The organism is Duncaniella muris, from assembly GCF_003024805.1.
In the GTDB taxonomy this organism is placed as follows: domain Bacteria; phylum Bacteroidota; class Bacteroidia; order Bacteroidales; family Muribaculaceae; genus Duncaniella; species Duncaniella muris.
Window position 1 is genome coordinate 13306 of the sequence record NZ_PUEC01000026.1, and the last position, 15927, is coordinate 29232.

At 57.7% G+C, this 15927-nt stretch carries 9 protein-coding genes; 8 read left to right on the forward strand and 1 reads right to left on the reverse strand.

From position 1 onward, the window contains the following. Positions 1–46: 46 nt before the first annotated feature. The 8 genes from C5O23_RS10740 (at position 47) to C5O23_RS10775 (ending at position 13066) form a co-directional block, all read left to right on the forward strand. On the forward strand, positions 47–1423 hold the full coding sequence (locus C5O23_RS10740; RefSeq protein WP_107032945.1) for a peptidylprolyl isomerase: 1377 nt from the start codon (positions 47–49) through the stop codon (positions 1421–1423). After that, entirely contained in the window at positions 1423–3483 is a 2061-nt protein-coding gene (locus C5O23_RS14465) for an OstA-like protein (RefSeq protein WP_107032946.1), read from the forward strand. Before C5O23_RS10740 ends, C5O23_RS14465 begins: the two co-directional genes overlap by 1 nt. Continuing rightward, the gene (gene mutL, locus C5O23_RS10750; RefSeq protein ID WP_107032947.1) at positions 3480–5441 is read left to right on the forward strand and encodes a DNA mismatch repair endonuclease MutL; all 1962 of its coding nucleotides are present in this window, start codon (positions 3480–3482) and stop codon (positions 5439–5441) included. The genes C5O23_RS14465 and mutL overlap by 4 nt, the downstream gene beginning before the upstream one ends. After that, positions 5434–6669, forward strand: a complete 1236-nt coding sequence (locus tag C5O23_RS10755; protein WP_161553599.1) for a lipoprotein N-acyltransferase Lnb domain-containing protein — start codon at positions 5434–5436, stop codon at positions 6667–6669. Before mutL ends, C5O23_RS10755 begins: the two co-directional genes overlap by 8 nt. Continuing rightward, entirely contained in the window at positions 6642–8288 is a 1647-nt protein-coding gene (locus tag C5O23_RS10760; RefSeq protein WP_107032949.1) for an alkaline phosphatase family protein, read from the forward strand. The genes C5O23_RS10755 and C5O23_RS10760 overlap by 28 nt, the downstream gene beginning before the upstream one ends. Before the next feature lie 73 nt (positions 8289–8361). Then, entirely contained in the window at positions 8362–11772 is a 3411-nt protein-coding gene (gene secA, locus C5O23_RS10765; protein ID WP_107032950.1) for a preprotein translocase subunit SecA, read from the forward strand. 113 nt (positions 11773–11885) lie between these two features. Next, the gene (locus C5O23_RS10770) at positions 11886–12263 is read left to right on the forward strand and encodes a hypothetical protein (protein WP_107032951.1); all 378 of its coding nucleotides are present in this window, start codon (positions 11886–11888) and stop codon (positions 12261–12263) included. 245 nt (positions 12264–12508) lie between these two features. Further along, positions 12509–13066, forward strand: coding sequence for a four helix bundle suffix domain-containing protein (locus tag C5O23_RS10775; protein ID WP_107032952.1), 558 nt, complete (start codon positions 12509–12511; stop codon positions 13064–13066). 84 nt (positions 13067–13150) lie between these two features. Here C5O23_RS10775 and C5O23_RS10780 read toward each other — a convergent pair whose 3' ends face one another. After that, positions 13151–15907 (reverse strand): DUF5689 domain-containing protein, encoded by a 2757-nt coding sequence (locus C5O23_RS10780; RefSeq protein ID WP_107032953.1) that lies wholly within the window; start codon positions 15905–15907, stop codon positions 13151–13153. Positions 15908–15927: the final 20 nt, after the last annotated feature.

Genomic DNA, 15927 nt, shown 5'->3' on the forward strand with positions numbered 1-15927 from the left:
AATATTTTTTGTAATTTTGGGGCTGATATTCACTATTCTCACATCAATGAACACTAACAGCGTGAAAACCAAATCAATCATATTGCTTGCAGTACTCCTGCTCACCGGAGCCGCCTACGTTTCGGCAGGCACTGACAACGTGGCCGAGGAAGTAGCCTGGGTAGTAGGCGACCAGCCCATCTGGAAATCAGAAATCGAGGAAGCCTATCAGACCATGCTCTACGAAAAAATGCCCATTGCAGGCGACCCCTACTGCGTGATCCCCGAACAGCTCGCCATCGAGAAACTCTATCTCCACCAGGCCGAGCTCGACACCGTGGTAGCCCCTGACAGCTGGGTGATGAACCAGGTCGAAGCCTACCTCAACAACTACATAAACAACTTCGGATCAAAGGAAAAGGTCGAACAGTACTTCCACAAGTCCATCCCCGCCATGCGCGAATCGCTGCGCGAAATGATCAGCAACCGCTCACGTGTGCAGCAGGTGCAGCAGAACCTCACCTCCAAGATCAAGGCCACACCGGCCGACGTGCGCCGCTACTTCGAGAAACTGCCCGAAGACAGCGTGCCCTGGGTGCCCCTCCAGGTCGAAGTGCAGATCTTCTCGGTATCTCCCTCTGTCTCACGCGAAGCCGTTGAAGACGTCAAAGCCCGTCTGCGCTCCTTCAGCGACCAGGTCAACAAGGGTGAAAGCCCCTTCTCGACCCTCGCCATCCTCTACTCCGAAGACCCCGGCAGCGCCGTCCGCGGCGGTGAGCTCGGCTTCATGGGACGAGGAGAATTAGTGCCTGAATTCGCGGCAGTAGCCTTCAACCTCAACGACCCCAAGAAAGTATCAAAAGTAGTCGAGACCCAGTTCGGCTACCACATCATGCAGCTCATCGAGAAGCGCGGCGACCGCGTCAACGTGCGCCACATACTCCTGCGCCCCAAAGTGGCCGAGAAAGACCTCACCGAGGCCGTCAACCGTCTCGACTCGCTGCGCATGGATATCAACGACGGCAAATTCACCTTCGAGGAAGCCGTCACCGTGCTCTCGCAGGACAAAGACACCAGAAACAACCGAGGCCGCATGGTCAACCCCACCACCGGCTCCACCCGCTTCGAAATGGCCCAGCTGCCCCAGGAAATCTCACGCCTGGTCAACGACATGCAGCCCGGCGACATCTCTCAGCCCTTCATCATGACCGACCCCAAGACCAACCGCGAGAAAGTGGCCTTCGTGAAACTTACCTCACGCATCCCCGGCCACCGCGCCAACATCAGCGACGACTACCAGCTGGTCAAGGACATGTATGAAAACTCACGCCGCGAGGAAGTGCTCAACACCTGGCTGGCCAAAAAAATCAAAAACACCTACATCCGCATCGAAGACGGCTGGAAAAACTGCGACTTCAAACACGACTGGAACAAGCAGCAGTGATGAAACTCTCACCTTTACTGGCACTCGCGGCGCTCGGAATAGTCAGCCTGCCCGCCATGCTCGCACAGGCCCCGAAAGACGGCCCCTCGGCCAAGTCTCCGGCGCCTAAATCAGCCCCGGCGCCCAAGAAAAGCGTCGTAAGGCCGACCATACCCGCGGCTGACCGCCACGACCCCGGAAAAGTGTTTCTCGAAAAAGCTGACCGCCTGATGTTTGACCAGGCGCGCGACTCCGACGTGCAGGTGCTCGTGGGCAACGTCATGTTCCGCAAAGGCGACATGTTCATGTACTGCGACAGCGCCCGCTTCAACGAAGCCACATCGTCGCTCGACGCCTTCAACAACGTCCACATGGAGCAGGGCGACACCCTCTTCGTCTACGGCGACGAACTCTATTACAGCGGTGCCGACGAACTGGCCGAACTCCGCGCCTACCCCGGCAAAAAAGTCCGCCTCATCAACCGCGACGTCTCGCTGACAACCGACGTATTTTTCTACGATCTGGCCGAACACGTGGGCTACTACGAGACCGGCGGAACGCTGACCGACAAGCAGAACATACTCAAATCGCTCCAGGGCTACTACTACCCCGACTCGAAAGACGCCTTCTTCTATCTGAACGTAGACCTAACCGGCCCGCGCCCGAATGACACGCTCAGAATGTTTACCGACTCGCTCACCTACAACACCGGCACCAACATAGCCCAGCTCATGTGCGAGACACTCATTGTCAGCAAAGACGGCGAAATAACCTCCACATCAGGATTTTACGACACCAAATCCGGTCTGGCCGACCTCTATGACCGCTCCACGGTCCACACCCGCAGAGGCAACTATCTGACCGGCGACACCCTCTTCTATGACCGCAACAAGGGCTACGGCGAAGCCTTCGGCAACATGATTCTGACCGACTCCGCCAAGCAGTCGGAACTCCGCGGCGACTACGGCTTCTATGACGAGCTGAAAGACTCCGCCTTCATCACCGGCAACGCCCTCGCCCTCGAATATTCCCAGGCCGACACCCTCTACCTCCACGGCGACACCATCTGCGCCTACATGCTCACTGACTCCACGAAAGTCACTGACGTGTTCCACCGTGTGCGCTTCTTCCGCAATGACTGCCAGGGGCTCTGCGACTCGATAAGCGTGGTAGAGCGCGACTCCATATTATATATGTATTACAACCCGATCCTCTGGTATGGCGACAAGCAGATTGTAGGCAACGTCATCTATGCCCATTTCAACGACTCGACAGTCGACTGGGCGCGCCTGCCCGAATCGGGAGTGCTCGGTCAGCACATAGGCGAAGACTGCTATGACCAGCTCGCCGGCTCCGACATGACCGCCTGGTTCAATGACTCGACCATCCGCCGCCTATACGTGGAAGGCAACGTGCAGGTTATAATGTTCCCGATGGAAAACGACTCGACCTACAACAAGTTTGTCTTCACCGAAAGCAGCACAATGGATGCCTACTTCAACGGCAACGAGATCGAGAAAATCAACATGTGGCCCGAAACCACCGGCAAGGCCACCCCGCTCTATCTGGCCAAACGCTCGGCCTACTATCTGCCCATGTTCCGCTGGTACGCGCCTCTGCGGCCTATGGCACCCGCCGAAGTCTTCGACTACCCCGCAGAGATGGCCGATCTGAAAGCACAGAAACTCATGGGCAAGATACGCCCCGACGCATACACCGTCCGCGGCACTGCCACCGGACGCCCCAGGCCGCTTGAACCTGAGCACACAGCGGCTCCCGCGGCACTGCCCGCCGACTCTCTGCCCGCCGACTCCCTCTCGCCGGCCTCCAGCCTCCAGCTGCCTGACTCGCTTGGCATTTCAGTGCCTGTGACTCTGCCTGACTCGATTGAGATTCCGGAACCCGTAGCCCTGCCTGACTCAATAGAAATTCCGGAGCCCGCCGATCAGCCTGAGCCAAGCGCACCCGTTGATCCGGCACCCGAAGCACCCGAAACTCCCGATGTGCCCGAAGCACCGTCCGCTCCCACACCCGATGCCCCCGGCACCACTGACATCTACAGAAAGGAGGTGATCTCATGAGCGATATCATCCGCCTTCTCCCCGACTCCGTGGCCAACCAGATTGCCGCCGGAGAAGTGATCCAGCGCCCCGCATCAGTCATCAAAGAGCTTGTAGAGAACTCAATCGACGCCGGAGCCACCTCCGTCACCATCATTCTCAAAGATGCCGGACGCACACTCATCCAGGTGATCGACGACGGCTGCGGCATGAGCGACACCGACGCCCGTCTCGCCTTCGAACGCCACGCCACTTCGAAAATAAGCCGCGCCGACGACCTTTTCAGCCTCTCTACAATGGGTTTCCGAGGCGAAGCCCTGGCCTCGATCGCAGCCATAGCCCAGGTTGACCTGCGCACAATGCTCAAAGGCGAGAGCGTAGGCACCCGCCTGACCATCAGCGGATCAAAGGTAGAGAGCCAGAAGCCCGAAGCCTGCGCGCCGGGAAGCAACCTGATGGTCAAAAACCTGTTTTTCAACGTGCCCGCACGCCGCAAGTTTCTAAAGAAAGACTCCGTTGAACTCAGCAACATCATGCGCGAGTTCGAACGCCTCGCGCTTGTCAACATCGGCGTGGACTTCACCCTGATCAGCAACGACACTACCCTCCACGCCCTGCGCCGCGCATCGCTCAAACAACGCATCGCCGACCTTTTCGGCAAATCGCTCGGAAAGCAGATCATACCCGTAGAGACCGACACCTCGATTGTCCGCATCAACGGCTTCATCGGACTGCCCGAAAACGCCCGCAAGCGCAATCCGCTGCAATATTTCATGGTCAACGGCCGCAACATGCGCCACCCCTACTTCCACAAGGCCATCATGCAGTGCTACGAACGCCTGATTCCCGCCGACGAGCAGCCCAACTACTTCATAAATCTCACCGTCGATCCGGAGACTATCGACGTCAACATCCATCCGACCAAAAACGAAATCAAGTTCGAGAACGAACAGCCTATATGGCAGATACTCAGCGCCGCCGTGCGCGAGTCGCTCGGACGCTTCAACGCCGCGCCGGCCATTGACTTCGACGTGGAAGACGCTCCGGAGATACCGGCCTTCGTGCCAGACACAAGCGCTACCCACGAGGTGGAACTTGACGACAGCTACAACCCCTTCGCCCAGAGCTCAGGCGGAACTCGGAGAGTGTCGAAAATGTCGGCCATCGCCGATGACCAGGAGCCCTATTCCCCATTCGCCCCCTCAGGCGACACAGCTGACAGCCCGTCATTCCGGACCGCAGACCCGTCGGCCCCCCGGCAGCCGCAGACCCGCCGGCGGAGCTCCAACTTCCAGGACTGGGAAAAACTCTATGACGACTTCATCAAAAAACGCGATGACGGCTATGCCTCGATGGTCGAAAGCAAAGTCAATCTCCCGGAAGCCGAAAGCGAGCTTGAGATGGAGAGCGGAGAAGTGACATCGGCCACCCTGCAGCTCAAAAACTCCTACATTCTGACCCCCTCGCGCGACGGACTGATGGTGATCGACCAGCACCGCGCCCACAAACGCATACTCTACGAGACATATCTCTCCAAGGCCCGCGAACACAGCTTCGTCTGCCAGAACACCATGTTTCCGGAGACCGTAGAGCTGTCAGCCGCGCAGAACGCCGTGCTCGCCGGCATAGCCCCCGAACTCGAAAACCTCGGATTCAGCATATCGCCCCTCGGCGACAACACCTGGAGCATCATGGGCATACCCTCGATTCTCAAAGACGCCAATCCGCGCGACACCCTGCTCGGAATGATCGAAAACATCACCGACAGCGGCGAAGACCTTGCCACAGGACTTCAGGAACGTCTGGCCATGTCGATGGCCCGCAGCAGCGCCATCAAGCGCGGACAGGCTCTGAGCGCCGCCGAGATGGACAAGCTCATCAGCGACCTCTTCCGCCTGACCTCGCCCGGACTGACCCCCGAAGGCAACACAGTGTTCACCATCATCAAGCTCGATGACATCTCAAAACTCCTTGGCTGACAAGACTATGACTGACGCGCTGAAAAGAATGGCCATCATGATCGCAGCCATGCTCCTGAGCCTGGCCGCCTCGGCGCAGCTCCCCTCGGAGACTCCGCGCATCTCGCTGCTGACCGCCCATGCAGGCGCGGAGATCTACCAGCTCGAAGGCCACACGGCTCTGCGCATCGTCCACCCCGACCGCGGAGACTACGTGGTCAACTGGGGGCTTTTCGACTTCGCCGCCCCAAACTTCGTCTACCGCTTCGTCAAAGGCGAGACCGACTATCTGGCCGGAGCCGCATCCACCGACCGTTTTCTTGAAATCTACCGCCGCGAAGGGCGCAAGGTGGTGGAGCAGACGCTTGATCTCACCCCGGAGGAAGCTCTCAGAGTGGTAGAGCTTACCGACCTGAATCTCAGACCTGAAAACCGCGTCTACCGCTACAACTACGTGCTTGACAACTGCGCCACCCGTCCCCTGGCCGTCATAGAGAAGGCCATAGGCGACAGCCTGCGGTTCAGTTTCGACGGGCTCAGGCGCGAACCGTCGTTCCGCGAGGCCATGCGCTCGTATCACCGCGACTATCCCTGGTATCAGTTCGGCATAGACCTCGCCCTCGGAAGCGGCATAGACCGCCCCATAAGCCTGCGCGAGGAAGCTTTCGCCCCTGTGAAACTCGAACTTATGCTCGAACAGGCCACCCGGCCTGACGGACGGCGCATAGCCGCCCCGGCCGTCTGCCTTGTCAGGGAAAAAGACGGAAGAGTGCTGCTTCCCCCCACTCCGTGGTATCTCGGCCCGATGTTCTGGAGCCTCGTGGTGCTCGCACTGGCCCTCGTAGTCTCCGCCGGGCAGCTCAGAAGCCGCCGGCGCACCGCCGCAAGCCGCATTTTCGACAGCATCTACTTCACGCTGCTCGGTCTGACGGGCTGCGTCATAGCCTTTCTGGTCTTAGTCTCGGTCCATGAGGCCACCTCGCCCAACTGGCTGTTTCTCTGGATCAACCCCCTGTGTCTGACCGCCGCAGTGGCCGTCTGGTCAAAAAGACTTGAAAAGTTGTCGGTCTGCTATCAATTTGTTAACTTTGCACTCCTGATGGCACTCGCAGTAATTCTGCTCTGCGGAGTGCAGTCGCCCAACCCGGCCTTCATCCCCCTCATGGCGGCTGACGGCGTCAGGGCTCTGACCACCATATACACCTACTACCGAAACCGCCGATGTCAGCACGCAAAAGCCACCCGATAAGCACCCGGCTTGCCTCAGTGCTCGTTGTCTCACTCGCGACAATGGGCATTCTCGCCCACGCTCAGCAGACAGCACCCCGCCCCGCCACCGCCCAGCGCCCGCAGCTCGTGGTCGGCATCTTCGTGGAGGGCCTTTCTGCCGACTACATCAACCTGCTCCGCGACAACTTCGGCAAAGACGGCTTCAACCGTTTCATCCGTGACGGCGTCAGCATCGAGAACGTGGACTTCGGTCCCGGCATCGACGCCACGGCCGCCACAGCCATGCTGATGACAGGCGCCGCCCCTGGAGTCAACGGCATACCCGCCGCAAGGGTCTGGGACAACAACACGAAATCAGACTACCCGATACTGCTCGATCCGGCCAAGATAGGCAATTTCACCGACGAAACCTTCTCGCCGGGAGCGCTGAAAGTATCGACCGTCAGCGACGAGGTGCGCATCTCGGACGGCGGTCTGGGTCTGGTCCACTCGGTGGCACCCGACGCCCAGGTGGCCATCATCCTCGCCGGCCACGCCGGCAACAGCGGCTTTTGGCTCAACGACACGAACGGCAAATGGTGCACATCGACCTTCTACCGCGACGTGCCCGCCGCCATAGCCAAACGCAACTACGGAGTGACGCTGGCCTCGCGCCTCGACACCCTGGCCTGGACACCCTCTATGGCGCTTGACCGCTATCCTGACCTGCCCGACTACAAGAAACTATACCCCTTCCGCCATACCTTCCCCGCGCGTGAGACCGACCGCTTCAAAGCCTTCAAGACCTCGGCGCCGGGCAACCGCGAAGTGGCCGCCATAGGCCTCGACTACATCACGTCGCTGAAACTCGGCACCCGCGGAGTCACTGACATGCTCAACCTCGGCTTCAACGTGTCGCCCTATCAATACGGACGCGAGGCCGACAACCGCATCGAGACAATGGACGCCTATCTGCGTCTCGACTCCGACATAGCCCACATAGTCCGCGCCGTGGAGAAAGGTCCCGGCATGGCCAATTCGGTGATCTTCATAGCCGGCACCCCGGCCCCGACCGGCGGAAAGCGTGACGAAGAGCGCTGGAACATACCTTCAGGCCAGTTCTCGCCCCGCAAGGCCACATCGCTGCTCAACATGTATCTCATGGCCATCCACGGCAACGGAGACTACGTGAGCGGCTATCACAACGGCTACTTCTTCCTCAACCGCAAACTTCTGAAAGACCGCAATATAGACGAGAGCTCAATACGCCGGGAAGCGGCAGACTTCCTTGCGCGCATGAGCGGAGTCAGCGCAGTCTACACCCTCGACGATATCATGGCGCGCCGCGCGGGCGACGAACCCCTGGCCCTGCAGCGCAACACATCGCCCGTCCATGCCGGCGACCTCCTTGTGATGGTCAACCCCGGCTGGGAGATTTCCGATTCGGCGGACGATGAAGTGAACAAAACACAGAATCCGGTCGTTAGATGCGTGGCGACAACCTCGCCCGTCTATATTCTCGCGCCCGCGGTCAGCACGCAGAGCATCGACTCGACAGTCGACGCACGGGCCATAGCCCCGACTGTCACCCGCCTGCTCCGCATCAGGTCGCCCAACGCGGCCTCGGTGCCCCCGATCCGCCTTTCGGCCGTGCGCTGACCGCACACACGCCCCCATTCTCTCCCCCTCCTTTTTTTCATCACTCTTTCAGAAAACAAACTTCATCATCAATATGTCTTTACAATCATTTCTCACCAAGATTTTTGGCAACAAATCGACCCGCGACCTCAAGGAGATCGAGCCAATTGTAAAAAAAATCGAGGCTTTTGAGCCTGAGGTGAAACAACTTAGCATAGACCAGCTGCGCGAGCGCATCCAGAACGTGCGCGACGACATCCGCCAGGCCATAACCGCCGAGCAGGAGGAAAACGCCCGCCTCAAGGTTGAAGTGGAAGAACTTCCATTTGACGAGCGTCAGCCGGTCTGGGACAAGATCGACCGCAACGAGAAGACCATGCTCGACACGATCGAGGACAAGCTCAACCAGCATCTGCCCGAAGTCTTCGCAGTGGTCCGCGAGACAGCCGCCCGCTTTGCGGCCAACGAGACCATAGTGGTCAAGGCCACCGAGCTTGACCGCGAACTGGCCGCCCAGGGCAAGGACTTCGTAAGCATCGACGGCGACAACGCCATCTGGAAAAACCACTGGCTCGCCGGCGGCAACGAAATCATCTGGGACATGATCCACTACCGCGTGCAGCTCATAGGCGGTATAGTGCTCCATCAAGGCAAGATAGCCGAGATGGCTACCGGTGAAGGCAAGACCCTCGTGGCTACCCTCCCGGTGTTCCTGCGCTCGCTCTCAGGCCGCGGAGTCCACGTGGTGACCGTCAACGACTACCTCTCCAAGCGTGACTCGGAGTGGATGGGTCCGCTCTACATGTTCCACGGATCGACTGTGGACTGCATAGACAAGCACCAGCCCAACACCGCCGCGCGCCGCGCCGCCTACAACTGTGACATCACTTTCGGAACCAACAACGAGTTCGGTTTCGACTATCTGCGCGACAACATGGCCATGTCGCCCGCCGACATGGTGCAGCGCAAACACTACTATGCGATCGTCGACGAGGTCGACTCAGTGCTCATCGACGACGCCCGCACACCGCTCATCATCTCCGGTCCGGTTCCCAAGGGCGACGACCAGCTCTTCGACCAGTACCGCCCCAACGTTGAGAAGGTGGTCGAGGCCCAGCGCCGTCTGGTCACCAAAATCCTTGCCGAAGCCAAGACCAAGATCGCTTCAGACGACAAGGAGACCCGCAAGGAAGGCGCCCTGCTTCTCTACCGTGCGTTCAAGGGCCTGCCAAAGAACGGCGCCCTCATCAAATTCCTCTCTCAGGAAGGCATGAAGAACCTCATGCTTGAGACCGAGGCCTACTATCTGCAGGACAACAAGCGCGAGATGCCCAAGGTGACTGACCCGCTCTACTTCGTCATCGACGAGAAAAACCGCAGCGTGGAGCTGACCGACAAGGGTATCGACGAGCTGACCGGCAAGACTGACGACCCGCAATTCTTCGTGCTCCCCGACATAGCATCGCAGCTTTCGGAGACCGAGCATATCGAGAACGCCGCCGAGCGCCAGCAGCGCAAAGACGAGCTGATGCAGGACTATGCCGTGAAGGCCGAGCGCGTCCACACCGTCACCCAGCTTCTGAAGGCCTACACGCTCTTCGAGAAGGATGTGGAATACGTGATTGACGAAGGCAAGATCAAGATCGTCGACGAGCAGACAGGCCGTATCATGGAAGGCCGCCGCTACAGCGACGGTCTGCACCAGGCCATCGAGGCCAAGGAGCATGTGAAGGTCGAAGCCGCCACACAGACATTCGCCACCATCACTCTGCAGAACTACTTCCGCATGTATCACAAGCTTGCGGGCATGACCGGTACGGCCGAAACCGAAGCCGGCGAGTTCTGGGACATCTATAAGCTCGATGTTGTCACTATCCCGACCAACAAGCCGATAGCGCGCATCGACATGAACGACCGCGTCTACAAGACCAAGAAGGAGAAATATGCCGCCGTTATCGAGGAGATCCAGGATCTCGTGTCGAAAGGCCGTCCGGTGCTCGTGGGCACCACTTCGGTTGAAATTTCCGAGCTTCTGAGCCGAATGCTTACCATGCGCCACATCCCCCACAACGTGCTCAACGCCAAGCTCCACCAGAAGGAGGCCGAGATCGTGGCCCATGCCGGCAAGAAAGGCATGGTGACCATAGCCACCAACATGGCGGGCCGCGGTACCGACATTAAGCTCACCCCTGAGGTGAAGGCTGCGGGCGGTCTGGCCATCATCGGCACCGAGCGCCACGAATCGCGCCGCGTCGACCGCCAGCTGCGCGGCCGTTCAGGCCGTCAGGGCGACCCCGGATCATCGGTGTTCTACGTCTCGTTCGAAGACCAGCTGATGCGTCTCTTCGCCACTGACCGTGTGATGAAGATGCTTGACACTCTCGGTCTGGAAGAGGGCGAGCGCATTGAGAGCGGCATGGTGACCAACGCTATCGGCAACGCCCAGAAGCGTGTGGAGGAAAACAACTTCGGTATCCGCAAACGCCTGCTTGAGTATGACGACGTGATGAACAAGCAGCGTACCTATATCTATAACCGCCGCCACCATGCCCTGCTTGGCGAACGCATCGGCATCGACATCGCCAACATGATGTGGGATATCATCGAGAACCTCGTCAACAACTACAGCCCGGCTGAATATGAAGAGCTGAGCATGGAGCTGCTGCGGGTGCTCACCATCGAGGCTCCTTTCACCGAGGAGGAATACCGCAACATGTCGAAGGAAGACGCCATCGAGAAGATCCACACCGCTGCCCATGAGGCTTTTGACCGCAAGGGCCAGAGAATTCTCGACGTGGCTCAGCCGGTGATCACCGACTGCGTTGAAAACCGTGGTTTCAAGGGCCGCATCGCGGTTCCGATGACTGACGGCAAGCGATTCTTCAATCTGGTGGTAGATATCGACGAGGCTTACCGTACGGGCTGCAAGTCGATCGTCAAGGAATGGCACAAGGCTGTGCTGCTTGTGAGCATCGACGAGCTTTGGAAAGAGCATCTCCGCGAGCTCGACCAGCTGCGCCAGAGTGTGCAGAATGCGTCATACGAGCAGAAGGATCCGCTGGTGATCTATAAGGTAGAGTCGTTCCATCTCTTCGAGGCTATGCTCAACAATCTTAACGTTAAGGCTATGGCGACTCTGATGCGCGGCCAGATCTATGTGCAGCAGCCGGCTCCACAGCAGGCGGCTCCGGCGGAGAATGCCGAGGGTGAGGCAGCACAGGCCGAGGCCGAGGGCGCAGAGGCTCCCCGTCAGCAGACTGAGGCCCCCAGGCCGCAGCCTAAGGTTGAGCGCGCTATGCCTGAACGTGCGAACGATTATTCGAAATACCGCGCAAGCCGCGAGAATCTGCCAGGCGAGGCCGCTCAGCGTGCGGCAGCCCAGGGTGCCGGTCAGCAGCGTGTGGCGCCTCAGCCGGTGAAGGCCGGTCCGCGCATCAACCGCAATGATCCCTGTCCCTGCGGTTCGGGCAAGAAGTATAAGAACTGTCACGGCAAGGGTCTCTGACCCCGGTGCCGGCGGCTGCCATGCGGCGGCCCAGACTTAGAATAAACAAGTATTGCAGGGGCGCTTCTGAACTGATGCGCCCCTGCCTTATAAAATAAACCGCTAAACTATCCATGATGAAAAAACTTTTGTTTTCAGTGCTTATAGCCGCCAGTGTGGTTTCGGTCTCATGCACGAAGCGCGTGGAGGGTATTCTGCGCGAGGAGCCTGCCGAGATTTCAAAGAAGGAGGCTGTGAAGATCAGATCTTATTATGAGGAGCAGCTCGCTACGGCTGAGGCTCTGCTTAACGATGGCAAGACGGCTGAGCTTGAGGCTTACCTGAAGGGCCCGGATTGGGCTCTTGCCGAGCGCTGCCACAGCAAACTCACCCAACTCCCCCCGGAACTGGCTACAGAGATGAATATAGCCGGTCTGGAGATAAATTTCGTGGCCTTTGTCAATAAGGTTATCGAGAAGGGTATTCCTCTGAGGGAAGTGGAGGAGGAGTGAGAGGCTTGGGAGAGCTTTTTTGAGAGCTCTGGGAGGCCTTTTTGAGAGCTCTGGGAGAGCTGGGAGAACTGGGAGTTCTGAGAATCTTTTTTGAAAGCTCTGAGAGCTCCCAAAGCACCCAAAGCTCCCAGCTCTCCCAGAGCTCCCAAAGCTCCCAGAACTCCCAAAGCTCCCAGAACTCCCAAAAACTCCCAACTCTCCCCAAAAATAAAAACTTCAAACCTATCCTAAAAAATTCAATTATCATGCAATCTTCCTTTCTTCCTCAACGTGGTCATTACAAAAGCCTGATCGTCTATCAGAAGGCTGAGTGTATCTATGATGTCACTTATATGTTTGCCCACCGTTTTCTGTCAAGAGGTGACAGGACTGTCGATCAGATGATTCAGGCGGCGCGATCGGGCAAACAGAATATCGCTGAGGGCTGTGCGGCTTCGTCTACTTCACGCGAGACTGAAATCAAGCTTTATAATGTCGCCAAGGCGAGCCTCCAGGAGCTGTTGGCGGACTATGAGGACTTTCTGCGTGTCAGAAGCCTGTGCCAGTGGGAACTGTCTGACCCTCGAAGCATACGCACCAGAAAGGGATGCTCTGAGCACTGCGATTCCGCTTTCTATCGCAATTCACTGCAAAATTCAAGCGAGGAGACTATCGCAAATATAGCCATAACTCTGATTCATCAGGTGGATATTCTTCTCCACCGTCTCATCGAACGGGCCAAAAAGAATTTCCTTGAAGAAGGCGGTATCAGAGAACAAATGACCCGCCACAGACTGGAATATCGCAAAAACAATCCAAAATAAGAATTCAATACCGCTATAAATGACAAGAGGGAAAGCTCAGTTTTAAGCTTTCCCTCTTGTTTTCTATAATACTAATTCTATTTCTTAATCTACAAATTTTATAAACTTAGTATTCTTAAGACCTGATGCGCTGCAATAGTTCAGGATGTCACCTTGCAACAACACGCATTTACCCAAATTTGTCGGATTTGCATCCAATGCCAATGTCGCTCTTACAGCTGCCGGCAACTGTACGGGAATACAAAGGTTATAATCTTTGCAATCAGCCGTCGGAGCTAAAACAAGGTTTGTATTCACAGCGCCTTCTGCTGTAAATTGGGTATTTGAAAGCACTGTTTTGTTTGACGGCATAAAACCGACTATATAACCTTTTACATAGACACTTTTGCAACCTTCAGCAGGGGTGGTCTTATCAGTTGCGTTAAGGGCAATCACTTTGGCTACTGAATAGGGATCTGCTTCTGTTCCACTTCCATCAGCGGGGCCGGGGGTGGGGGTTGGATCTACGGGGCCGGGATTTTCACCGCCGCCGGCGTTGAGCTTGACGTTGGTCACACACCAGGTGGCGTACTGGGTGTCAGTTGTGGCATAGTAGCGGAAGCCGATGTAGACGATGCCGCTGAATGAGCTGAGGTCAAGCTCGCCGGAGTTGAGCCATGAAGAGTAGCCGCTGTCAGGTGCTGTAGGAAGCGCGGGGTTGAGCTTGGTCTTGGTGGCTGTGGCGGGATCGGCCGAGGTCATTACGTAGACTTCAAAGACGGTGGTTGTTGAGCCGTAGCCGTTGACCTGGGTGTCAAAGGAGAGTTTCTTGTCAGTGACTTTCGAGAGGTCTACAGCGGGGCTGATGAGCCATGAGTCGTAAGGCGGGGTGGTGCCTTTGTAACCGGTGCATGCCGCATAGGGAAGGTCGTTGAAGACGGTGGCATACCAGGCTTTGTCACCGGCGGCTTTGACGAGGGTCCAGTCAGCGGGGATCTGCTTGTTGGGGAAGGTTTCATCAAGCGAGGTCACGGCGTTGCCGGGGGTGGGGTCTACGGGGGTGTCACCTCCGGAGATGGTTCCATCGGTGAGGTTCCAGATAGCGATTCGGTCTTTGTTGACTGCTTGGCCTGAGGGGCATTCGTTGATGATTTCGAGGACGTAGGAGCCGGTGATATTGAAGTCGTGGCTGTAGACGCATTTCTCGAATTTAGTGATGCCTGACTTTTCAAGGATGTCGGAGGCTACTATGGTACCGTTCTGCTTGATGTTGATGGTCAGTTTGGCTTTGCCGTTGTCATTGAACACCTGGGTGTAGTAGAACGAGAGGGTCTTGAGACCTCCTGAGAGTGTGGGTGAGGTGAGTATGCCGGGCTTGGAGGTGTTGCCGTTGAGGCCTACGGCGAATACAGAGGCGTCGCCGAAGACTTTGAAGACGGGGCTTGAGTCTGAGTCACCGCCGCGGAGGAGCTGCGAGTTGGTTGCGGTCCAGCCGGTGGCCGAGGTGAGGTTGACGTAGTAGCCGGTGGCTTCGCCGTTGTTCATGGTGTTGAAGTCGGGGTCGAGGTTGCCGCCGGTGTCGGGGATGTCGAGCCCGTCGATGCGGAAGTTGGCGGCTGCGCCGTTGTTGCCGGTGAGGGCTGCCATGTCAAGAAGGGTTCCGAGGTTGCCTTTGAGCCAGATCTGCGCCTTGTAGTTGCCGGGGTTGTCGGCGAGGTTGCCGTACTGGCGGAGGGGCGAGTCCTGGGGAAGAGATACGACCATGCACTTGGTCCAGTCTTTGCATTCGGGGTCTGAGGCTATGACGAGGGTGTTGTCAAGGTCTACTTCGGCACCGAACTGGATGTCAGTATTGGAGGTCACAGACTGTACGCCTGGAGCTACGGCACCAACGATGTAGCCTGTGAGCCAGATGTTGTTGTCTGAGCCTCCGCCGTTGATTACCGATACGGCTTCATCTACGGTGTAGGGGTTGTCTTCGGCTCCAGGGCCCTGGGTGGGGTTGCCGACGTTCATGCAGCCCTTGCGGTCGATGAGGGTGAGCTGCCAGCCGCCATTTGAGTGATAGCCGAGGATGCCGACGATGTCGAAGTGGCCTTCGGGTAGGACGTCGGAGTAGAAGTTGGAGTAGCCGCTTGTGCGTACCACCATCGAGCTTCCGTCAGAGAGGGTGAGTGTGCGGTTGACAGTTTCCTTGCTTGTGGCGAAGGTTTCCTTGCCGCCGTCGGCGAAGTAGCAGTCGTTGAAACGCACGAGCTGGCTCTGCCATTTCACGAGAGTGGCCGCGCCGCCTCCTGAGATTTCAGAGAGCGAGCGGATGGTGATGGTGTCGAGATCGGCGGGAGCGGGCAGGCCCTGCATCTGGACATGCTGTTCGAAGAATTCGTAGGGCATGAAGGTGGTCTGTGCGCCGTATGACTCGGAGTCTTCGGGGAAGCCGAGCTGCTGGAGACCTGCGTATTTGCCGACTGTCATGCCGGTTACGTCGATGACGAGTTCCTGTCCGCGACGATATTTGTTGTTCATCGAGTTGGCGTTGATGCTCATTGCGAGCGCGCCGGTTGCGTCCTGGATGATGAGCGACTTGTAGATGTTGCCTGAAGCGTCAGAGGAGATCACGCGGCCTTTGACGAGCACACGCTTGCCGTCAGCCGCGGCACCTACGGTGGCGTAGTAGTTTTCAGCATCCTGCCAGTATTCGGTCTTGAAGTCGTTGATCGACATGAGCTGATAGTTCTCGCTGTCGGCAAGCCAGGCCGAGGAGGGAGAGGACATTGCGGGATCGTCGAAATCGTCCTGGCAAGCGGTGAAGCCCAGGGTCGCGGCGAAGAGGAGTCCTATGTATTTATTGAATATTCTCATAATTTTCAGAGTATCTTTGG